At 56.8% G+C, this 15018-nt stretch carries 14 protein-coding genes; 8 read left to right on the top strand and 6 right to left on the bottom strand.

Annotated features, from left to right (window positions below; genetic code table 11):
* Nucleotides 1–12: 12 nt before the first annotated feature.
* Together OSH04_RS01460 and OSH04_RS01455 are read right to left on the bottom strand one after the other, a co-directional pair.
* Nucleotides 13–474, bottom strand: a complete 462-nt coding sequence (locus OSH04_RS01460; RefSeq protein ID WP_009462173.1) for a CBS domain-containing protein — start codon at nucleotides 472–474, stop codon at nucleotides 13–15.
* The gene (locus OSH04_RS01455) at nucleotides 458–1813 is read right to left on the bottom strand and encodes a YihY family inner membrane protein (RefSeq protein WP_240688288.1); all 1356 of its coding nucleotides are present in this window, start codon (nucleotides 1811–1813) and stop codon (nucleotides 458–460) included. Before OSH04_RS01455 ends, OSH04_RS01460 begins: the two co-directional genes overlap by 17 nt.
* Nucleotides 1814–1893: 80 nt before the next feature.
* Between OSH04_RS01455 and OSH04_RS01450 the strand changes: the two genes are divergently transcribed.
* The 4 genes from OSH04_RS01450 to OSH04_RS01435 all read left to right on the top strand — a co-directional run bounded on the left by OSH04_RS01450 (nucleotide 1894) and on the right by OSH04_RS01435 (nucleotide 5830).
* Nucleotides 1894–2304: a DUF2069 domain-containing protein gene (locus OSH04_RS01450; RefSeq protein ID WP_009462169.1), complete on the top strand. Its 411-nt coding sequence runs from the start codon at nucleotides 1894–1896 to the stop codon at nucleotides 2302–2304.
* Between the two features lie 10 nt (nucleotides 2305–2314).
* Nucleotides 2315–3781: a protein adenylyltransferase SelO gene (locus OSH04_RS01445; RefSeq protein ID WP_266107804.1), complete on the top strand. Its 1467-nt coding sequence runs from the start codon at nucleotides 2315–2317 to the stop codon at nucleotides 3779–3781.
* 93 nt (nucleotides 3782–3874) lie between these two features.
* Nucleotides 3875–4936 (top strand): chorismate synthase, encoded by a 1062-nt coding sequence (gene aroC / locus OSH04_RS01440; RefSeq protein WP_035272817.1) that lies wholly within the window; start codon nucleotides 3875–3877, stop codon nucleotides 4934–4936.
* A 66-nt stretch (nucleotides 4937–5002) separates the two neighbouring features.
* Complete coding sequence (locus OSH04_RS01435) at nucleotides 5003–5830, top strand: M48 family metallopeptidase (protein ID WP_060185170.1); 828 nt, start codon at nucleotides 5003–5005, stop codon at nucleotides 5828–5830.
* Between the two features lie 165 nt (nucleotides 5831–5995).
* Here the strand turns inward: OSH04_RS01435 and OSH04_RS01430 are convergent, their stop codons facing one another.
* Nucleotides 5996–6895, bottom strand: a complete 900-nt coding sequence (locus OSH04_RS01430; RefSeq protein ID WP_266107803.1) for a LysR family transcriptional regulator — start codon at nucleotides 6893–6895, stop codon at nucleotides 5996–5998.
* A 173-nt stretch (nucleotides 6896–7068) separates the two neighbouring features.
* Here OSH04_RS01430 and OSH04_RS01425 point away from each other — a divergent pair, with 173 nt between their 5' ends.
* Nucleotides 7069–8604: an MFS transporter gene (locus OSH04_RS01425; RefSeq protein ID WP_266107802.1), complete on the top strand. Its 1536-nt coding sequence runs from the start codon at nucleotides 7069–7071 to the stop codon at nucleotides 8602–8604.
* Nucleotides 8605–8665: 61 nt separating this feature from the next.
* On the opposite strand, the gene OSH04_RS01420 is transcribed toward OSH04_RS01425, so the two are convergent.
* Entirely contained in the window at nucleotides 8666–9313 is a 648-nt protein-coding gene (locus tag OSH04_RS01420; protein ID WP_266107801.1) for an SGNH/GDSL hydrolase family protein, read from the bottom strand.
* A gap of 89 nt (nucleotides 9314–9402) precedes the next feature.
* Nucleotides 9403–10515, bottom strand: coding sequence for a transketolase-like TK C-terminal-containing protein (locus OSH04_RS01415; protein ID WP_203145779.1), 1113 nt, complete (start codon nucleotides 10513–10515; stop codon nucleotides 9403–9405).
* Between the two features lie 103 nt (nucleotides 10516–10618).
* Between OSH04_RS01415 and OSH04_RS01410 the strand changes: the two genes are divergently transcribed.
* Nucleotides 10619–11263, top strand: coding sequence for a glutathione S-transferase family protein (locus OSH04_RS01410; protein ID WP_239054321.1), 645 nt, complete (start codon nucleotides 10619–10621; stop codon nucleotides 11261–11263).
* 76 nt (nucleotides 11264–11339) lie between these two features.
* Here the strand turns inward: OSH04_RS01410 and OSH04_RS01405 are convergent, their stop codons facing one another.
* The gene (locus OSH04_RS01405; RefSeq protein ID WP_115633773.1) at nucleotides 11340–11771 is read right to left on the bottom strand and encodes a carboxymuconolactone decarboxylase family protein; all 432 of its coding nucleotides are present in this window, start codon (nucleotides 11769–11771) and stop codon (nucleotides 11340–11342) included.
* A 178-nt stretch (nucleotides 11772–11949) separates the two neighbouring features.
* On the opposite strand from OSH04_RS01405, the gene pdxR reads away from it, so the two are divergent.
* Nucleotides 11950–13377 carry a MocR-like pyridoxine biosynthesis transcription factor PdxR gene (gene pdxR, locus OSH04_RS01400; protein ID WP_266107800.1) on the top strand — a complete coding sequence of 476 codons (1428 nt, stop codon included), beginning with the start codon at nucleotides 11950–11952 and terminating at the stop codon, nucleotides 13375–13377.
* A 234-nt stretch (nucleotides 13378–13611) separates the two neighbouring features.
* Entirely contained in the window at nucleotides 13612–15015 is a 1404-nt protein-coding gene (leuC, locus tag OSH04_RS01395; RefSeq protein WP_009462151.1) for a 3-isopropylmalate dehydratase large subunit, read from the top strand.
* The last annotated feature ends 3 nt before the right edge of the window (nucleotides 15016–15018 follow it).

Below are 15018 nucleotides of genomic sequence, written 5' to 3'. Positions count from 1 at the left end.
AGATCCAGGGGATCAGGATGCGCTGGCTTGCTCGGAATCGGTAGGCCAGTCGCGGATGTAGGCTTTGAGCATATTGTTCTCGAACTGCTGGGCGTGAACAATGGCGCGGGCCATATCAAAGAAGGAAATAACTCCCATCAGCACCGGACCGTCCATCACGGGCATGTAACGTGCGTGGTTGTTCAGCATCAGGCGCTGCACCTCGTCGGCGCTGGTGTTGGGGGTGACGCTGACAGGGGCGTCATCCATGATGCTGCGCACCGTAAAGCCCTGGGCCTTGTCGCCCTGAGCGTGCCAGTGGCGAATGATCTCGCGAAAGGTCAACATACCCACCAACTGACCATGCTCCATGATCACCAGCGAACCAATATCCAGCTCGCTCATGCTCTGTACCGCTTTTTCAACGGTCATTTCGGGGGTGCCTGTATAAAGCGTGTCTCCCTTGACACGCAGGATTTCACTGACTTTTAGCATACTGGGTCTCCTGACCGGGATCGGCGTTTAGTATGGCTGGTTGTCCTGTCAGAATGCCTTGCGGCGACTCAAACAGTTCTTCCAGATTGGATAGTCGCTGATCGAAAAACTGAGAAAGATAATTGAATACATATTCTAGCGGACCCTCGTGGGTATGGGCGCGGTCCAGCAGAAATGCCTTGGTAAGTTGTTTCAGGCTGACCTGACGCAGATCGCAACTCAGTACCCACTGTTCGTCATTGTCTTGCTGGGTATCAGCAATCAGTCCCATGGACTTGAGCTTGCATAAAATGCCGTAGAGCTCGTCCGGGTCGCGTTCCAGCTTGTGGCTGAGTTCACGTACGCTAAGTCCCTGCTGGCTCTGACGGTTCAGCCACAGCTGGTAGAGCAGGTTCACGGCATCGGTAAAGGCGATGCCGGGCACATTGGTCTTGACCCAGTTGCGGCCACGCCAATCGGGCAAAATGGCCACCATGGAAGCGCCCAGCAGGACGATCAGCCAGGAAATGTAGATCCACAGCAGGAAGATCGGCAGGATGGCAAAGGCGCCGTAGATAATCGTGTAGGTGGGAAAGCGGGTCAGGTAAAAGGCGAAACCGGCTTTCATCAGCTCCAGCAAGGCGGCGGTGACTACCCCGCCAATCAGGGCGTCGCGCCACCATACGCGGCGGTTGGGCACGTACATGAACAGCGCTGTCAGCCCCAGGGCCGTAAACAGGAAGGGGACGTAAGACAGGGCAAAGGTCACTATGCCGGACAAGTCGCCGATATAACCCAAGGACTCCCTGGCCAGAATGGTCGTAGCCCACAGGCTGGCACCGGTCAGAATCGGGCCCAGCGAAATAATGGCCCAGTACACCAGCAGGCGTTGTCCCAGTGGGCGTTGCACGTGTACCTGGAAAATATTGTTGAAGGTCTCGTCAATGGTCATGATCAGCATGATGGACGTGACAATCAGGAACAAGCTGCCTACCGCCGTCAGGCCTGACGCTTTGGAGGCAAACTGGTTCAGATACAACATGATGTTTTCTGACACCACTTCGGGCATCAGGTTACGGGTCAAAAACCCTTCCAGGGCACTTTCAAATTCCTGAAACAGTGGAAAGGCCGTGAACAGCGCCAGCACCACCGTCAGCATGGGGACAATGGCCAGGATCGTGGTGTAGGTCAGGCTGGAGGCTACCTTCATCAGATCTTTTTCGGCCACCCGCTTGATGGCAAAGCGCGCCACACTTAAAAAGTGATGTTTGGCAGTGGGGGCGGGCGAGGGCTCCTGCCGGGATACAGGATCGGTGTTATCTGGGTTCAAGTCTGTTTGTTCAGCTTGCTCAGAGGGCATAGGGAAGTTCTCGTCGTTTTTCATAGCGGTTTGATGCGGCGGACGCTGCTTTTCGACAGGGTTCAGGTGATAATAACAGCATGCATGAACCTTTAAACCCCATACTTCATCGAGTGGCGGCCCTGGCTTTGGTCGCCTTGATTGCTTTGTGCCTGGCCTGGGAGCTTCATTTTGCGCCCCTGAAACCCGGCGGCTCCTGGCTGGTGCTGAAAGTGATTCCTTTGGTGCTGCCGCTGCGCAGCGTGCTCAAGGGCAATTTATATACCCTGCAATGGACGTCCATGATGATTCTGCTGTACTTCGCGGAAGGGGTCATGCGTGCCTGGTCGGACCCGGTGGCTGAAGTCATGCCCTGGGCGATTGCAGAGATTGTTCTGTCCCTGATTTATTATTTCTGCGCCATTTTTTATCTCTGGCCTGCCAAGAAAGCAGCCAAGCAGCGCAGCAAGGCCGAAAAAGCCGAGGCTGCCAAAGCCGCCAAATCGGCCTAAGGGGGTCTGTATGTCCAGCTTGTTCGATGGCCTGGCCATCAGTCACCATTTTGCGGATTTGCCCTCGGCTTTCCATACGGCGGTTCCTCCGCAACCCCTGGCCAATTCCCGCCTGCTGCACGTCAATAAGGAATTGGCGGCGCAATTGGGCCTGGATGTCTCCCGTCTGGGGGAACAGGAATTTCTGGATGTAGTCAGCGGCCAAGCCCCCTTGCCGGGTGGCCTGACGGTCTCGGCTGTATACAGTGGTCACCAGTTCGGTGTCTGGGCAGGACAGTTGGGCGATGGCCGTGCGCATTTGCTGGGGCAAATCGATACCCCCACGGGCTCGCAGGAATTGCAGTTGAAGGGCGCCGGTAAAACCCCGTATTCCCGTATGGGCGATGGCCGTGCTGTGCTGCGTTCCAGTGTGCGCGAATATCTGGCCAGTGAGGCCATGGCCGGTTTGGGCATTGCGACCAGCCGGGCCTTGGCCCTGGTCACTTCGGATACGCCTGTGTATCGGGAAACCGTGGAAACGGGCGCGATTGTGACACGTGTTGCCCCCAGTTTTGTGCGTTTTGGCTCGTTTGAACATTGGGCCAACGACGCAAGCCGTGTGCGTGAATTGTTGGATTATGTGCTGCGCGAGTTCTATCCGGAACTGCTGGTCGAAGGCGATTCGGAGCAGGAGCGCGTCTGCCGCTTCTTGCAGGAAGTGACGCATCGCAGCGCAGAAATGGTGGCCGACTGGCAGACTGTCGGCTTTTGCCACGGCGTCATGAATACTGACAATATGTCCATCCTGGGCCTGACCATTGACTACGGTCCGTACGGCTTCATGGACCGATTCCGCGTGAATCACGTCTGCAATCACAGCGACAATCAAGGTCGTTACGCCTGGAATGCACAGCCTGCGATTGTGCATTGGAACCTGTACCGTCTGGCCAGCGCCTTGATGGTGCTGGATCCGGATGTGGATGCGGTAAAAGAGCGTTTGCAAACCTTTGAAACCAGTTTTCTGAAGCGCTATCACGCCAATTTGCAGGCCAAGTTCGGCCTTCGTACCTGGCAAGCGGATGATGCGCAACTGGTCGATGACTGGTGGCGCTTGCTGCACAACAGCGGGGCGGATTTCACCTTGTCCTTCCGTGCTCTGGCACAGGCCAGCAAGGCACCCGAGGCTTTCCTGAGCCTGTTTGAGGGTTCCGAAGATCAGGCCCAGGCCTGGTGGCAAGCCTATAGCCAGCGTCTGAAGCTGGACGGTTCCGACACGCCAGAGCAGCGCGAGTCCATGAATCGCGTCAATCCTTTGTATGTGCTGCGTAACCATTTGGCTGAGCAGGCCATCCAGGCTGCTGCCAAGGATGACGCCAGCGAAATCGACACCTTGCTGAAGCTGCTGCGCGACCCATACACCGAGCGGGCCGGTTTTGAGGCCTATGCCATGCCGCCGCCAGAAGGCAGTGCGGAGCTGGCCGTCAGTTGCTCTTCCTGAAAGACCGGGCGCGGTGCATGTCCGGATTCGGGAACAATGCCATAATCGTGCCTGTCTTTTATTTTTCCTCATTTCTTTGCGTTCACTTTCTCTATGTCCGGCAATACTCTAGGTAAAAGCTTCCGCGTCACGAATTACGGCGAATCTCATGGTCCAGCGATTGGCGCAGTGATCGACGGCTGCCCTCCGGGCCTGGAGCTGTCTGAACAGGATATTCAGTTTGAACTGGATCGCCGCCGTCCTGGCACCTCGCGCCACGTGACTCAGCGCCGTGAGCCGGATCAGGTGGAAATTCTGTCCGGTATTTACGAAGGTCGTACAACTGGCACCCCCATTAGCCTGCTGATTCGCAACTCCGATGCGCGCAGCAAGGATTACGGCAATCTGCTGGATACCTTCCGTCCCGGTCATGCGGATTACACCTACTGGAAGAAGTTCGAGAACCGCGACCCGCGTGGTGGTGGTCGCTCTTCAGCTCGCCTGACTGCGCCTACCGTGGCGGCCGGTGCAATTGCCAAGAAATGGCTGGCCGAGCACTTCGGCGTGAAGATTCGCGGCTATATGAGCCAACTGGGTCCTATCTCTATTCCTTTCAAAAGCTGGGATGTGGTCGAGCAGAATCCCTTTTACGCGCCAGACCTGGACGTGGTGCCGCAGCTGGAAGCCTATATGGACGAGCTGCGTAAAGAAGGCGAATCCATTGGTGCCCGCATTGAAGTCGTGGCCGAAGGCGTGCCTGCAGGTTGGGGTGAACCTATATATGACCGTCTGGATGCTGATATCGCCCATGCCATGATGGGATTGAACGCGGTAAAAGGCGTGTCCATTGGCGCTGGCTTTGATTGCATTACGCAAAAAGGCTCGGAGCACGGTGATGCGCTGTACCCCGATGGTTTCAAGACCAACCAGGCCGGTGGCGTATTGGGTGGTATTTCCTCCGGGCAGGCCGTGACGGTTTCCCTGGCGATCAAGCCTACTGCCAGCATCCGTACCATGCGTCCTTCCGTGAATCGAGCCGGTGAAGCGGTTGAGGTGCAGACACTGGGCCGTCACGATCCTTGTGTGGGTATTCGTGCCACGCCGATTGCCGAGGCCTTGCTGGCCATTGTGTTGATGGATCATTGTCTGCGTCATCGCTCGCAGTGCGGCGTCTGAAACTGAGGGTTTGCGCAGGACTCTAGCACTTCATTTTCTTGTCAGGTTTGTTTTTTGGAGCTGAGCATGAAAGGTATTGCGAAAGGAAAACGCCTTTTGGCGGCGGGTTTGATACTGGCCGTGACGGGCTGTGCCACGGTGCAGACGACGGAAAGCGGGACGGTAGGTGTCGAGCGCAAACAATTCATCTCCAATCTGGTGTCGGAGGCCGAGCTCAATCAGGCGGCGGCCCAGAATTATGCTCAGGTCTTGTCCCAGGCTCGGCAGCAAAAGGCGCTGGATACCGATGCGGCCCAGACTCGTCGGGTCAAGTCCATTGCTCAACGCCTGATCGATCAAGTCGGTGTTTTCCGTGCGGACGCCCGCTCCTGGAATTGGGAAGTCCACGTCATCAATGAGGACGAAGTTAATGCCTGGTGCATGCCGGGCGGCAAGATGGCGGTTTACAGCGGCTTGATCAAACGGATTCAGCCAACGGACGCGGAACTGGCTGCTGTCATTGGGCATGAAATTGCTCACGCCTTGCGCGAGCATTCGCGTGAGCAGGTTTCCCAGAAAATGGCGACTTCTTTCGGTTTGACGGTGCTCTCCGCCCTGACTGGTGTGCAGGCTGTGAACGATTTGGGCGGTACGCTCAGCGAAGTCATGTTTGAACTGCCTAACAGCCGCACTCACGAATCCGAGGCCGATCTGATCGGGGTAGAGCTGGCTGCGCGTGCAGGCTACGACCCGCGTGCTGCGGTCACCTTGTGGCAGAAGATGGGGGCCCTGGAGCAGGGTAGAAGTCAGCCGGAGTTCCTGTCTACTCACCCGGCTTCCTCAACCCGTATTGCGGATTTGCAGGCGATCTCGGAACGGGTCATGCCTTTGTATCAGCAGGCGGCCAAGCCTTGAAAGGCCGGCGTTAGAGGTACTAAATTTGAAACGAAGAACGCCCTCAATGTGGAGGGCGTTCTTCGTTTCATCACGGTGGCAATACCGAACTACGCTGGCCGAAACTGGGACGACCTGGTTTAGGCGCTTGTGAATCACCAGAGTACCGGCAACCGGCCCTTTCAGTTACTTGGGCTCTCCGGAAGGGAACAGGTGCGCCGCCATGAAGTCGACGAATACCCGTACCCTGGGCAGTAGTTGCCGATTGGACGGCCACAATATCCAGAAAGTACTGGAGGAGCCCGTCCATTCGTCCAGTACTGTGAGCAGTTCGCCGCGTTCAAGGGCTTGCTTGACGGCGAAGTCAGGCAGATACGCGATCCCGTGGCCCTGAATGGCCATATGCCGCAGGGTTTCGAGGTGATTGCTCGTCATGCCTGCTGCAGGGTGCCTGTCAGCGTTCTCCTCGCCCCGGCGCAAGCGCCATTTCTCCAGCAAGCCGGTGTTGGGGATGCGGTGCAACAGGCAAGCATGCTGGCCGAGATCCTCGGGCCGTTCAGGCATGTTGTGCCGCTCGAAATAGCCGGGTGCACCCACGCACACGAAGCGGCTTGTGCCCAGGCGCTTGCTCATCAGCCGGGAGTCGCTCAACTCCCCGGTGCGCACGACCGCATCGAAACCTTCATGCACAACATCCACCAGGCGGTCGCTGAAATCCAGGTCGAGCTCGATGTGGGGGTAGTGGCTGGCAAAGGCCGATAACACGGGCCACATCAATCCACTGACCAGCGGCAGGCTTACCCGAAGTCGGCCTTGGGGGGCGGCAGTCGTGCTGGCTAGCTCATTTTCGGCTGCGGCGATTTCGGAGAGGATGCGCCGGCAGCGGTCGAGAAACAGCGTGCCTTCTACGGTGAGGCTGACACTACGGGTACTGCGCTGGAATAGACGCACCCCCAGTTTTTGCTCCAGCCGCGCGATCCCCTTACTGACGGCCGATGCGGAAATGCCTAATTGCCGCCCCGCTGCGGCGAAACTGCGCAGATCGGCCACTTGCACAAATATTGTCATGCCCCCGTGACTATCCATTTTCCCCTTCCCATTGATGACCTTTCTGTCATGTCTATCGTGAATTGTGAGCTATTTTTCCACAAATAATTCCTACGTATCATCAATTATTCAAAAAAGGCCGTCACGGCATGGCTATGAAGCACAGTCGCGAAAGTGTCACGTATGGCCTCGCGATTTTTAAGGGATACCCGATGAACACCACCACCACCGCGTCCATGTCCGACGCGCCCATTCGTAAATCCCCCTTGATCGTGACCGGGTGTCTGACGGCCGCCGTCATTCCCTTGAGCATCGCTGGTCCGGCTGTTGTCGTGCCTTCTATCAACCAAACTCTTGGTGGCAGCGCGGTCGAGCTGACCTGGATTATCAACGCCTACATCCTCAGTTATGGCAGTGCCACACTGGCGGCGGGCAGCCTGGCCGACACCTACGGGCGCAAGCGGATCTGGCTGTCGGGCATGTTGTTGTTTGCCTTGATTACGGCTCTCATCCCCTCCATGCCCTCCGTGTTCTGGATTGATCTTCTGCGGCTCATTCAGGGGCTGGGCGCGGCAGGTGCCTTTGCGGGGGCGATGGCGGCGCTAACGCAAGAGTTTGACGGGCATGCACGTACCCGTGTGTTCAGTCTGATCGGCACGACTTTTGGTGCCGGGGCGGCATTCGGTCCATTCCTTGCCGGACTACTGATCGACACACTGGGGTGGCAGTGGGTGTTTTATCTACCCGCGCTACTTGCTTTGCTGGCTTCAGCGCTCATTACCCCCTTTGCCCGCGAGACACGCGACCCCGATGCCGTGGGGCTGGATTGGCTCGGGGCCATCAGCTTTACTGCAGGATTGGCGGTGCTTACTTACGGCATTACCCTTGCCCCCGAGCGAGGCTGGGGCCATGCCTCGGTACTTACTAGCCTGGCAAGTGCCGTGGTGCTGCTGGTCATCTTCGTCATCATCGAAAGACGTCATGCCAAACCCATGCTGGACCTGTCTTTGTTCGCTAATGCACGGTTTCTGGGTGTGCAAGTGTTGGCGCTGGCGCCAGCCTATGCCTATATCGTGCTGTTGGTCATGCTTCCAGCCCGATTCATTGGAGTGGAAGGATATAGCGCGCTGGCAGCGGGGCAGATGATGATTGCGCTATCTGCACCGCTATTAGTTGTGCCCTTTATTGCCGGTATTCTTGCGCGCTGGGTCAATGTCGGCGTGCTGTCTGGCATTGGTCTGGCCATTGCGGCTGTCGGACTGGCCTGGCTCGGATTGGTGCTGTCCGACGATGCGCCCAGCGAGCGTTTGCTTGCGATGCTGGTGATTGGCATCGGAATCGGCCTTCCTTGGGGATTGATGGATGGCTTGGCCGTGAGCGTTGTTCCCAAGGAGCGAGCGGGAATGGCGACGGGCATCTTCAATGCGGTACGTCTGGCTGGCGACGGGATAGCCATTGCCGTTGTGGGGGCCATCTTGTCTGCTCGCATTCTTTCGGGCTTAGCGACATTAGTAGCGGATGGCACGTTGGGCCAGATAAGGGGCGCAGACTTGCTGGGAGCCGCGAATCGATTAGCTATGAGCGATTTACAGAACGCTAGGGTGCTTTTGCCGACAGTGGGGCCCTCACCGCTATTGCAAGTGTACGAAAGTGCTTTCCGCTTCCAGCTGTTTGTTCTGGCTGGTGCTGCGGCAGTGACGGCGATTCTGGTGCTGGTGCTCTTGGGCAGGGTAAGGCGGCATGACTGATCTGGATCGTCTTCATTTCCTTAGCGCTCTTTCGGCTTGCATCGCCCCACGTCAACCTTCTTTACACCAAGCTGGCAATCAGCGGTGTCGAGATTTCGGCCACCGCTTTGCCAAGAATCAAATGCTGTTCAGGATCAAGGTGAACGCCATCGACCTTGCTGGCGCTAATGACACTGCCGGCATCAAAGAAATGGCAGTTCACTTCCTCGCACACCTGACGATAGGCGAGCGCCAACCCGACACATTTGTGTTCGCCGCCCTGGAACTTCGGTGCGATAGGTCCTTTCGGGGTTTGAATGGCAGGTGGCGCCACGACCAGTATCGGGGGTATGGGCATGCCCGGCTCAATCGCTGCGCAGCGGATGGCGGATACCAGCGCCAGGATGCCTTGTGATGAATGCCATGCATTGTGTTCGTGCATGGACTGAAAGTCATTCGTCCCCAGCATCAGGATGACCAGATCAAGAGGGGAGTGGATTTCAATCCGCTGTGCCAAGCCTGTTAATCCATTGCGTCCAGGCTTGAAAGGGTCGTCCCATACGGTTCGTCGCCCATTCAAGCAGTCTTCAATAACCCGGACTTTCTGGCCTGCGGCGCACAGCGCAATCTCCATGACACCTGGCCAGCGTTGCTCGAAAAGCAGGCGCTTTCTGCTTGCAGGAATAATTCCCCATGACAAGGAATCAGAGTAGACAAGAATGTGTTTCATGACTGCTCCATAGCGTTTTTCCAGATACTTTATACCGTAGCAGGATCGAGTTTATTGATGACCAGGCCGCTTGATTGCTTTGCCAGGTGTCAGACCAGTGCATATCGCTTCAATGCCTCTGTTGCCTGTCGCATGGGCAAGAGGCCTTCATCACCAAGCGCCTTGAGCGCGGCGGCCACTATCCATGGCGCGCTGGGAAATCTACTTGCTTCTGGGAGAGAGTCGGCCCCCAGGGCGACAAAGCGGGCAGAAACAAAGCCGCCGATCTGCTCGGCAATGTATTGCCCATATCCGGTGACGGCTAACACGGGCGATGGCGTCGATCCAAGGCAGTTCTGAAGATGCGCTGTTTTTTTCTTGGAGAGCGGATGGAGCATGTTCCAGCGTTCCACTTCCTGAGCTTCTCGTGTCAGACGGGTATAGCTGGGGCAACTCCAGACCTCGCTGCTGATATTCCAGTCCTCGCGCAGGAGTCTGGCCGCTTCGACCACGTTTCCCAATGCCTGACCAGCTCCCAGTAAACGGATCGCCGAGTCGGGCGCAGCAAGAAGTTGGTACATGCCTTTGTACGCTTCCTGTACATCGGCTTGCCGTGAGGCTGGCACCTTTCCAGTGTCATCGTGCAGTGTCATATAGAGAAAACCGGGCTCGTCGTCTACGTACATGGCTTGCAGGGCGGAACGCATAATAGCGAGCGCTTCCTGCCCAGAAGCAGGGTCGTAGGGGATGCCGTTCAAGCTGTTGGCCAGCCAAAGCGGAACGGCGGGCTGTACGCTTTTGGGCCACCGCGAGGTGGTGATCTCAGCGTCGTTGCACACAATGCCGCGCTCGGCGGCTTCGTATATCGCAGCGCGCAGTCCGGCGACGGATTCGGAACGCAGCAGATAGAGCAATGGGATCTCGAAGTGTTCAGGCCCATCTCGAAACCAGAGCGGCCATGCGCTGATATTGCCTGTGTCCATGTCAGTCTTATCCGAGGCTGGCACGGATGCCTGACCTGGAGAAGCCCGCACGATCCACATTTTGCTATGGGTTTTATCGTCTTGTGCCAAGTCCTGGGCGATGACTTGAAGCGCACGGTAAGGAGAGGCAGCACGACAGGCTCGCTCCATGTCTTGCGTTGCCAGTTTTTCAAGGCACGTCGCCGCCGCCATCCGGGTTTGCGGCGTAGCGGTGGGCGGACGAAGACGCTCCAAATTCATGGTTTACCTCTGCTGATGGGTTTCTTGCATGACTGGATGTCATGATTTACGATTGCATTTGCAACTATTGTAATTGCAACTATATTCACCAGCAAGGATAGTCATGACGCAAGCCAGCGATCTCGTGTTCTATACGGCGGACACACCCAATGGGCAGAAGGTCAGCATTTTTCTCAAGGAGGCTGGACTGGTTTATGAGCAGTTTGACCTTGATCTTGATAGGGGAGATCAGCATCAAACGGATTTCCTCAAGATCAATCCAAACGGCAAGATTCCCGCCATCGTTGATCGGAAAAGCGGCCTGACTGTTTTCGAGTCTGGCGCGATTCTTTCTTATTTGTCATCCAGGACGGGATGCCTATTGCCCGCGACGGAAGCTGAAAACGTCGCTGTGCAGCAATGGTTGCATTTCCAGATTGGCAGCATTGGTCCGATGCTGGGGCAACTGTGGTGGTTTTTGCATGGCTCGAAAACAGGAAATGCCGAAGCGATACAGCGATATCAAACACAGTCGCTTCGGCTTTACCAGGTTGTGGACAGCAGACTGAGTGAATCCGCTTTTATCGCTTCGGAAAATTACAGCATTGCCGATATTGCTGCATTTACCTGGCTAAGAACCTGGGGCGAGCTGAGCCTGGATATCACCGCGTATACGCATGTGCAACGGTGGCTGGAGGTGATCGCTGCACGGCCTGCGGTGCAGGCGGGGTTGCTGGCCAATAAACCGACCGCTCCGTCTTGCCGCTGAACGGTCTGATTCCGCCTGACGCCTGGCTTGTTGCGTGGGACTTCTACTGCTTGTGCTGCAGGATCATCTCTTGTGGTTACTTGCGCATGCTGATAGCCAAGCGATTGAATGCGCTCATCAAGGCAATCGCAAAACTCAGATCCGAAATTTCCGTATCGTTGAAATGGGCTTTCAAGGGCTCGAAGTGCTCGTCGGGTGCATGAGTGTGAGCAACATCCACCACGGATTCTGCCCATTCCAGAGCCGCACGTTCGCGTTCGTCAAAGTGCGCGCTGACACGCCAGCCTGCCAGACTGTCTATCTTGGCATTGAGCACGCCCGAGCTGCGCAAGGAGGCAGCGTGCATCTCCAGGCAAAAGGAGCAGCCGTTGATTTGCGAAATGCGCAAATTAACCAGCTCAATCAATTCTTTGCCCAGGCTGCTTTTGTCCAAAGCCAGCTTCGTTTGCAGCAGGCCTTGATAGGCTTTGGGAGACAGGGTGTCGTAGGGAAGGCGAAGTGCACTCATGGCGTATCCAATCGAAAGTAAGACAGGGGGCGGAGCAGGCCGTAGCTGTATGGGGTGGGATTCACTGTTTGCGTCAGTCTGAGTATCAAGCTGGGCTATCCGCTTTACTTGTTGATTATCCATGAGTAATGTCCTGGTCATCAGTGACAAGAAAACAATAATTGACTAGGACATGGGTATGGATCTACGCCACTGGAAACCCAGCCGGGAACCAGGCATTCCTGTTTATCAGCAGTTGTACGAGCGCTTTCGGGATGCGATTGCTGCAGGCCAATTGCGCCCCGGCGACCGGGTGCCATCCATACGTAGTCTGGCCAGTGAGCTGAATGTGGCCAAGGGTACGGTGGAGCAGGCCTATCAAATCTTGCTGGGTGAAGGCTACTTTCTGGCACGAGGGCCGGCAGGAACGGTGGTGTCACCGCAGTTGGCCAGTTTGGCTGCGAAAAGATATGCCAGTGTCCCTGCCTCATCCCTGCGTGCCTCGCCATATGTGCCAGCAGAAGACTCACCCCCTTTGCCATTTCAGCTGGGCCTGCCGGCTTTGGATGCCTTTCCGCGCAAGACCTGGGCACGACTGGCCAACCAGAATCAGCGCTCTTTGGGGGGCGTGGCAATGCGTTACCCCGATCCGGTGGGCTATGCGCCGTTGCGGCGGGCTATTGCGGCTTATTTGGGCGTATCGCGCGGCATAGCTTGTCTGCCGGAGCAGATCTTTGTGACGGCCGGGTATTGGGGGGCGCTGGAGCTCGTGTGTCGTAGCGTTCTGAATCCGGGTGACGCGGGCTGGTACGAAAATCCTGGCTATATTTTTGCCCGCCAGTTCTTGAAGCTGGCCGGCATGCACGTGCATGCGGTGCCGCTGGATGAAGACGGCCTGAACCTTATAGCCGGACAGCAGCATTGCCCACAGGCACGCTTTGCCATCGTGACCCCCACTCATCAAAGCCCTATGGGCATGGCCATGTCCCTACCCAGGCGTTTGCAATTGCTGGAGTGGGCCAGACAGCAGCAGGCCTGGATTGTGGAGGACGATTACGACAGCGAGTTTCGCTATCACGGACGTCCTTTGCCTGCCCTGAAAAGTCTGGATAGGGACGACAGGGTGATCTATACCGGCACCTTCAGCAAGGTTCTGAATCCCGGTTTGCGGCTGGCGTACTTGGTCGCACCCTTGTCCCAGGTGGAGCGTTTCCAGCAGGCGGCTCACTATTCAGGCGGGCCGGGTTCCATCCTGACGCAGGCTACCGTGGCGGACTTCATGGAGCAGGGCTACTTTGCGCGGCACTTGCGCAAGATGCGGGCTTTGTATGTACAACGTCGGGCTTATTTGGTGCAGGCTCTGCAACAGATACTGGGGGAGCGCTTGCAGGTGCAAAGCCAGGCAGGGGGGATTCATGTGCTTGCCAATTTGAGGAGGGCAGAAGATGACCGGCCTTTGGCCAAGGCTGCCCAGGAACATGGCCTAGCCGTTCAGGCCTTGAGCGATTGGCAAATATCGCCTGCTGTGCATAAGGGGCTGTTGATGGGCTTTGCCAATATCAGCGATCAGGGCATGGCCGATGAATGGGTAGAACGTTTGAGCTTGGCCATTGCTGAACCTTCTTGAACAAGAGTCCGGCCTGCAGCAATCGCCAAGGCTGACGACGTTGGTCTCCCGGAGCCTTCTTTGACAAGGCTCCGGGAGACCTTTTTCAGGGGCATGTTTCTATTTAGGGTGGTAGTCCCAATACTAGTATGGAAACTGGTCTTGTCCCAGTTACTGCGCCTGTCATAATAAGAAAAAATTAATGTGCAGCCCGCTTTGTGCGGACTGTAATTTCAACTGAATCGCGAGAGCGCAATGGCAAAAACCTTATACGATAAGTTGTTCGACGAACACGTCGTGCATCAGGACACGGATGGCACCTGTTTGATCTACATTGATCGCCACTTGCTGCATGAAGTGACCAGCCCCCAGGCCTTTGAAGGCTTGACTCTGGCCGGCCGCAAGCCTTGGCGCATCAGTGCCAACCTGGCTGTGGCGGACCACAACGTCCCCACCACCTCCCGTCAGAACGGTATTGAAGACCCGATCTCGCGCCTGCAGGTCGATACCCTGGACGCCAACTGCGAAGAATTCGGCATTACCGAATTCCGCATGAACGACGTGCGTCAGGGCATTGTGCACATTGTCGGCCCTGAGCAGGGCGCGACCTTGCCTGGCATGACCGTGGTTTGTGGTGACTCCCACACCAGCACGCACGGTGCCGTGGGCGCTTTGGCCTTTGGTATTGGTACCTCGGAGGTCGAGCACACGCTGGCCACTCAGACCTTGCTGATGAAGAAAAGCAAAAGCATGCTGATCCAGGTGGACGGCAAGCTGCCTTTCGGCTGTACTGCCAAGGACCTGATCCTGTACGTGATCGGTCAGATCGGTACTGCTGGTGGTACCGGCTACGCCATTGAGTTCGGCGGCTCGGCAATTCGCGCCTTGTCTATGGAAGGCCGCATGACCGTGTGCAATATGGCGATTGAAGCCGGTGCACGTTCAGGCATGGTGGCTGTGGACGAGCAAACCATTCAGTATCTGCGTGGCCGTCCTTACTCGCCCAAAGGTGTGTTGTGGGATCAGGCTGTGGCTTACTGGAACACCTTGCACACTGACGAAGGTGCCGAGTTTGATCGCGTGATTCGCATCGATGCCAGTCAGATCACCCCTCAGTTGACTTGGGGCACCTCGCCTGAAATGGTGTTGCCTATCGACAGCCGCGTACCCGATCCAGAGAAAGAAAAAGACGAAGTCACCCGCAATGGCATGGAGCGTGCATTGGAATACATGGGCCTGACGCCCAATATGCCCTTGACCGACATCCGTATCGACCGCGTGTTCATCGGCTCCTGTACCAATGCCCGTATCGAGGACTTGCGTGCGGCTGCCAGCGTGGCCAAGGGTCGCAAAGTCGCTTCCAACGTCAAGCAGGCCATGATTGTTCCCGGCTCCGGTCTGGTGAAACGTCAGGCCGAGCAAGAAGGTCTGGACAAGATTTTCCTGAACGCCGGTTTTGAATGGCGTGAGCCTGGTTGCTCCATGTGTCTGGCCATGAACGCTGACCGTCTGGAACCGGGCGAGCGTTGCGCTTCGACCTCCAACCGTAACTTTGAAGGACGTCAGGGGCAGGGTGGTCGTACCCACCTGGTCAGCCCAGCCATGGCAGCGGCTGCCGCCATTGCCGGCCATTTTGTCGACGTGCGTTCGTTCAACTGAGGA

The sequence above is a fragment of the Alcaligenes nematophilus genome, from assembly GCF_026344155.1.
Classification (GTDB): domain Bacteria; phylum Pseudomonadota; class Gammaproteobacteria; order Burkholderiales; family Burkholderiaceae_B; genus Alcaligenes; species Alcaligenes phenolicus.
The sequence above is the reverse complement of the archived record's forward strand: the minus strand, read 5'-3'. Positions and strand labels throughout refer to the sequence as shown.

Bases quoted from the DNA above. Each gene is read 5' to 3' on its own strand.
- OSH04_RS01460 (WP_009462173.1), bottom strand. From the start codon at position 474: ATGCTAAAAGTCAGTGAAATCCTGCGTGTCAAGGGAGACACGCTTTAT.
- OSH04_RS01455 (WP_240688288.1), bottom strand. From the start codon at position 1,813: ATGCCCTCTGAGCAAGCTGAACAAACAGACTTGAACCCAGATAACACC.
- OSH04_RS01450 (WP_009462169.1), top strand. From the start codon at position 1,894: ATGCATGAACCTTTAAACCCCATACTTCATCGAGTGGCGGCCCTGGCT.
- OSH04_RS01445 (WP_266107804.1), top strand. From the start codon at position 2,315: ATGTCCAGCTTGTTCGATGGCCTGGCCATCAGTCACCATTTTGCGGAT.
- aroC (WP_035272817.1), top strand. From the start codon at position 3,875: ATGTCCGGCAATACTCTAGGTAAAAGCTTCCGCGTCACGAATTACGGC.
- OSH04_RS01435 (WP_060185170.1), top strand. From the start codon at position 5,003: ATGAAAGGTATTGCGAAAGGAAAACGCCTTTTGGCGGCGGGTTTGATA.
- OSH04_RS01430 (WP_266107803.1), bottom strand. From the start codon at position 6,895: ATGGATAGTCACGGGGGCATGACAATATTTGTGCAAGTGGCCGATCTG.
- OSH04_RS01425 (WP_266107802.1), top strand. From the start codon at position 7,069: ATGAACACCACCACCACCGCGTCCATGTCCGACGCGCCCATTCGTAAA.
- OSH04_RS01420 (WP_266107801.1), bottom strand. From the start codon at position 9,313: ATGAAACACATTCTTGTCTACTCTGATTCCTTGTCATGGGGAATTATT.
- OSH04_RS01415 (WP_203145779.1), bottom strand. From the start codon at position 10,515: ATGAATTTGGAGCGTCTTCGTCCGCCCACCGCTACGCCGCAAACCCGG.
- OSH04_RS01410 (WP_239054321.1), top strand. From the start codon at position 10,619: ATGACGCAAGCCAGCGATCTCGTGTTCTATACGGCGGACACACCCAAT.
- OSH04_RS01405 (WP_115633773.1), bottom strand. From the start codon at position 11,771: ATGAGTGCACTTCGCCTTCCCTACGACACCCTGTCTCCCAAAGCCTAT.
- pdxR (WP_266107800.1), top strand. From the start codon at position 11,950: ATGGATCTACGCCACTGGAAACCCAGCCGGGAACCAGGCATTCCTGTT.
- leuC (WP_009462151.1), top strand. From the start codon at position 13,612: ATGGCAAAAACCTTATACGATAAGTTGTTCGACGAACACGTCGTGCAT.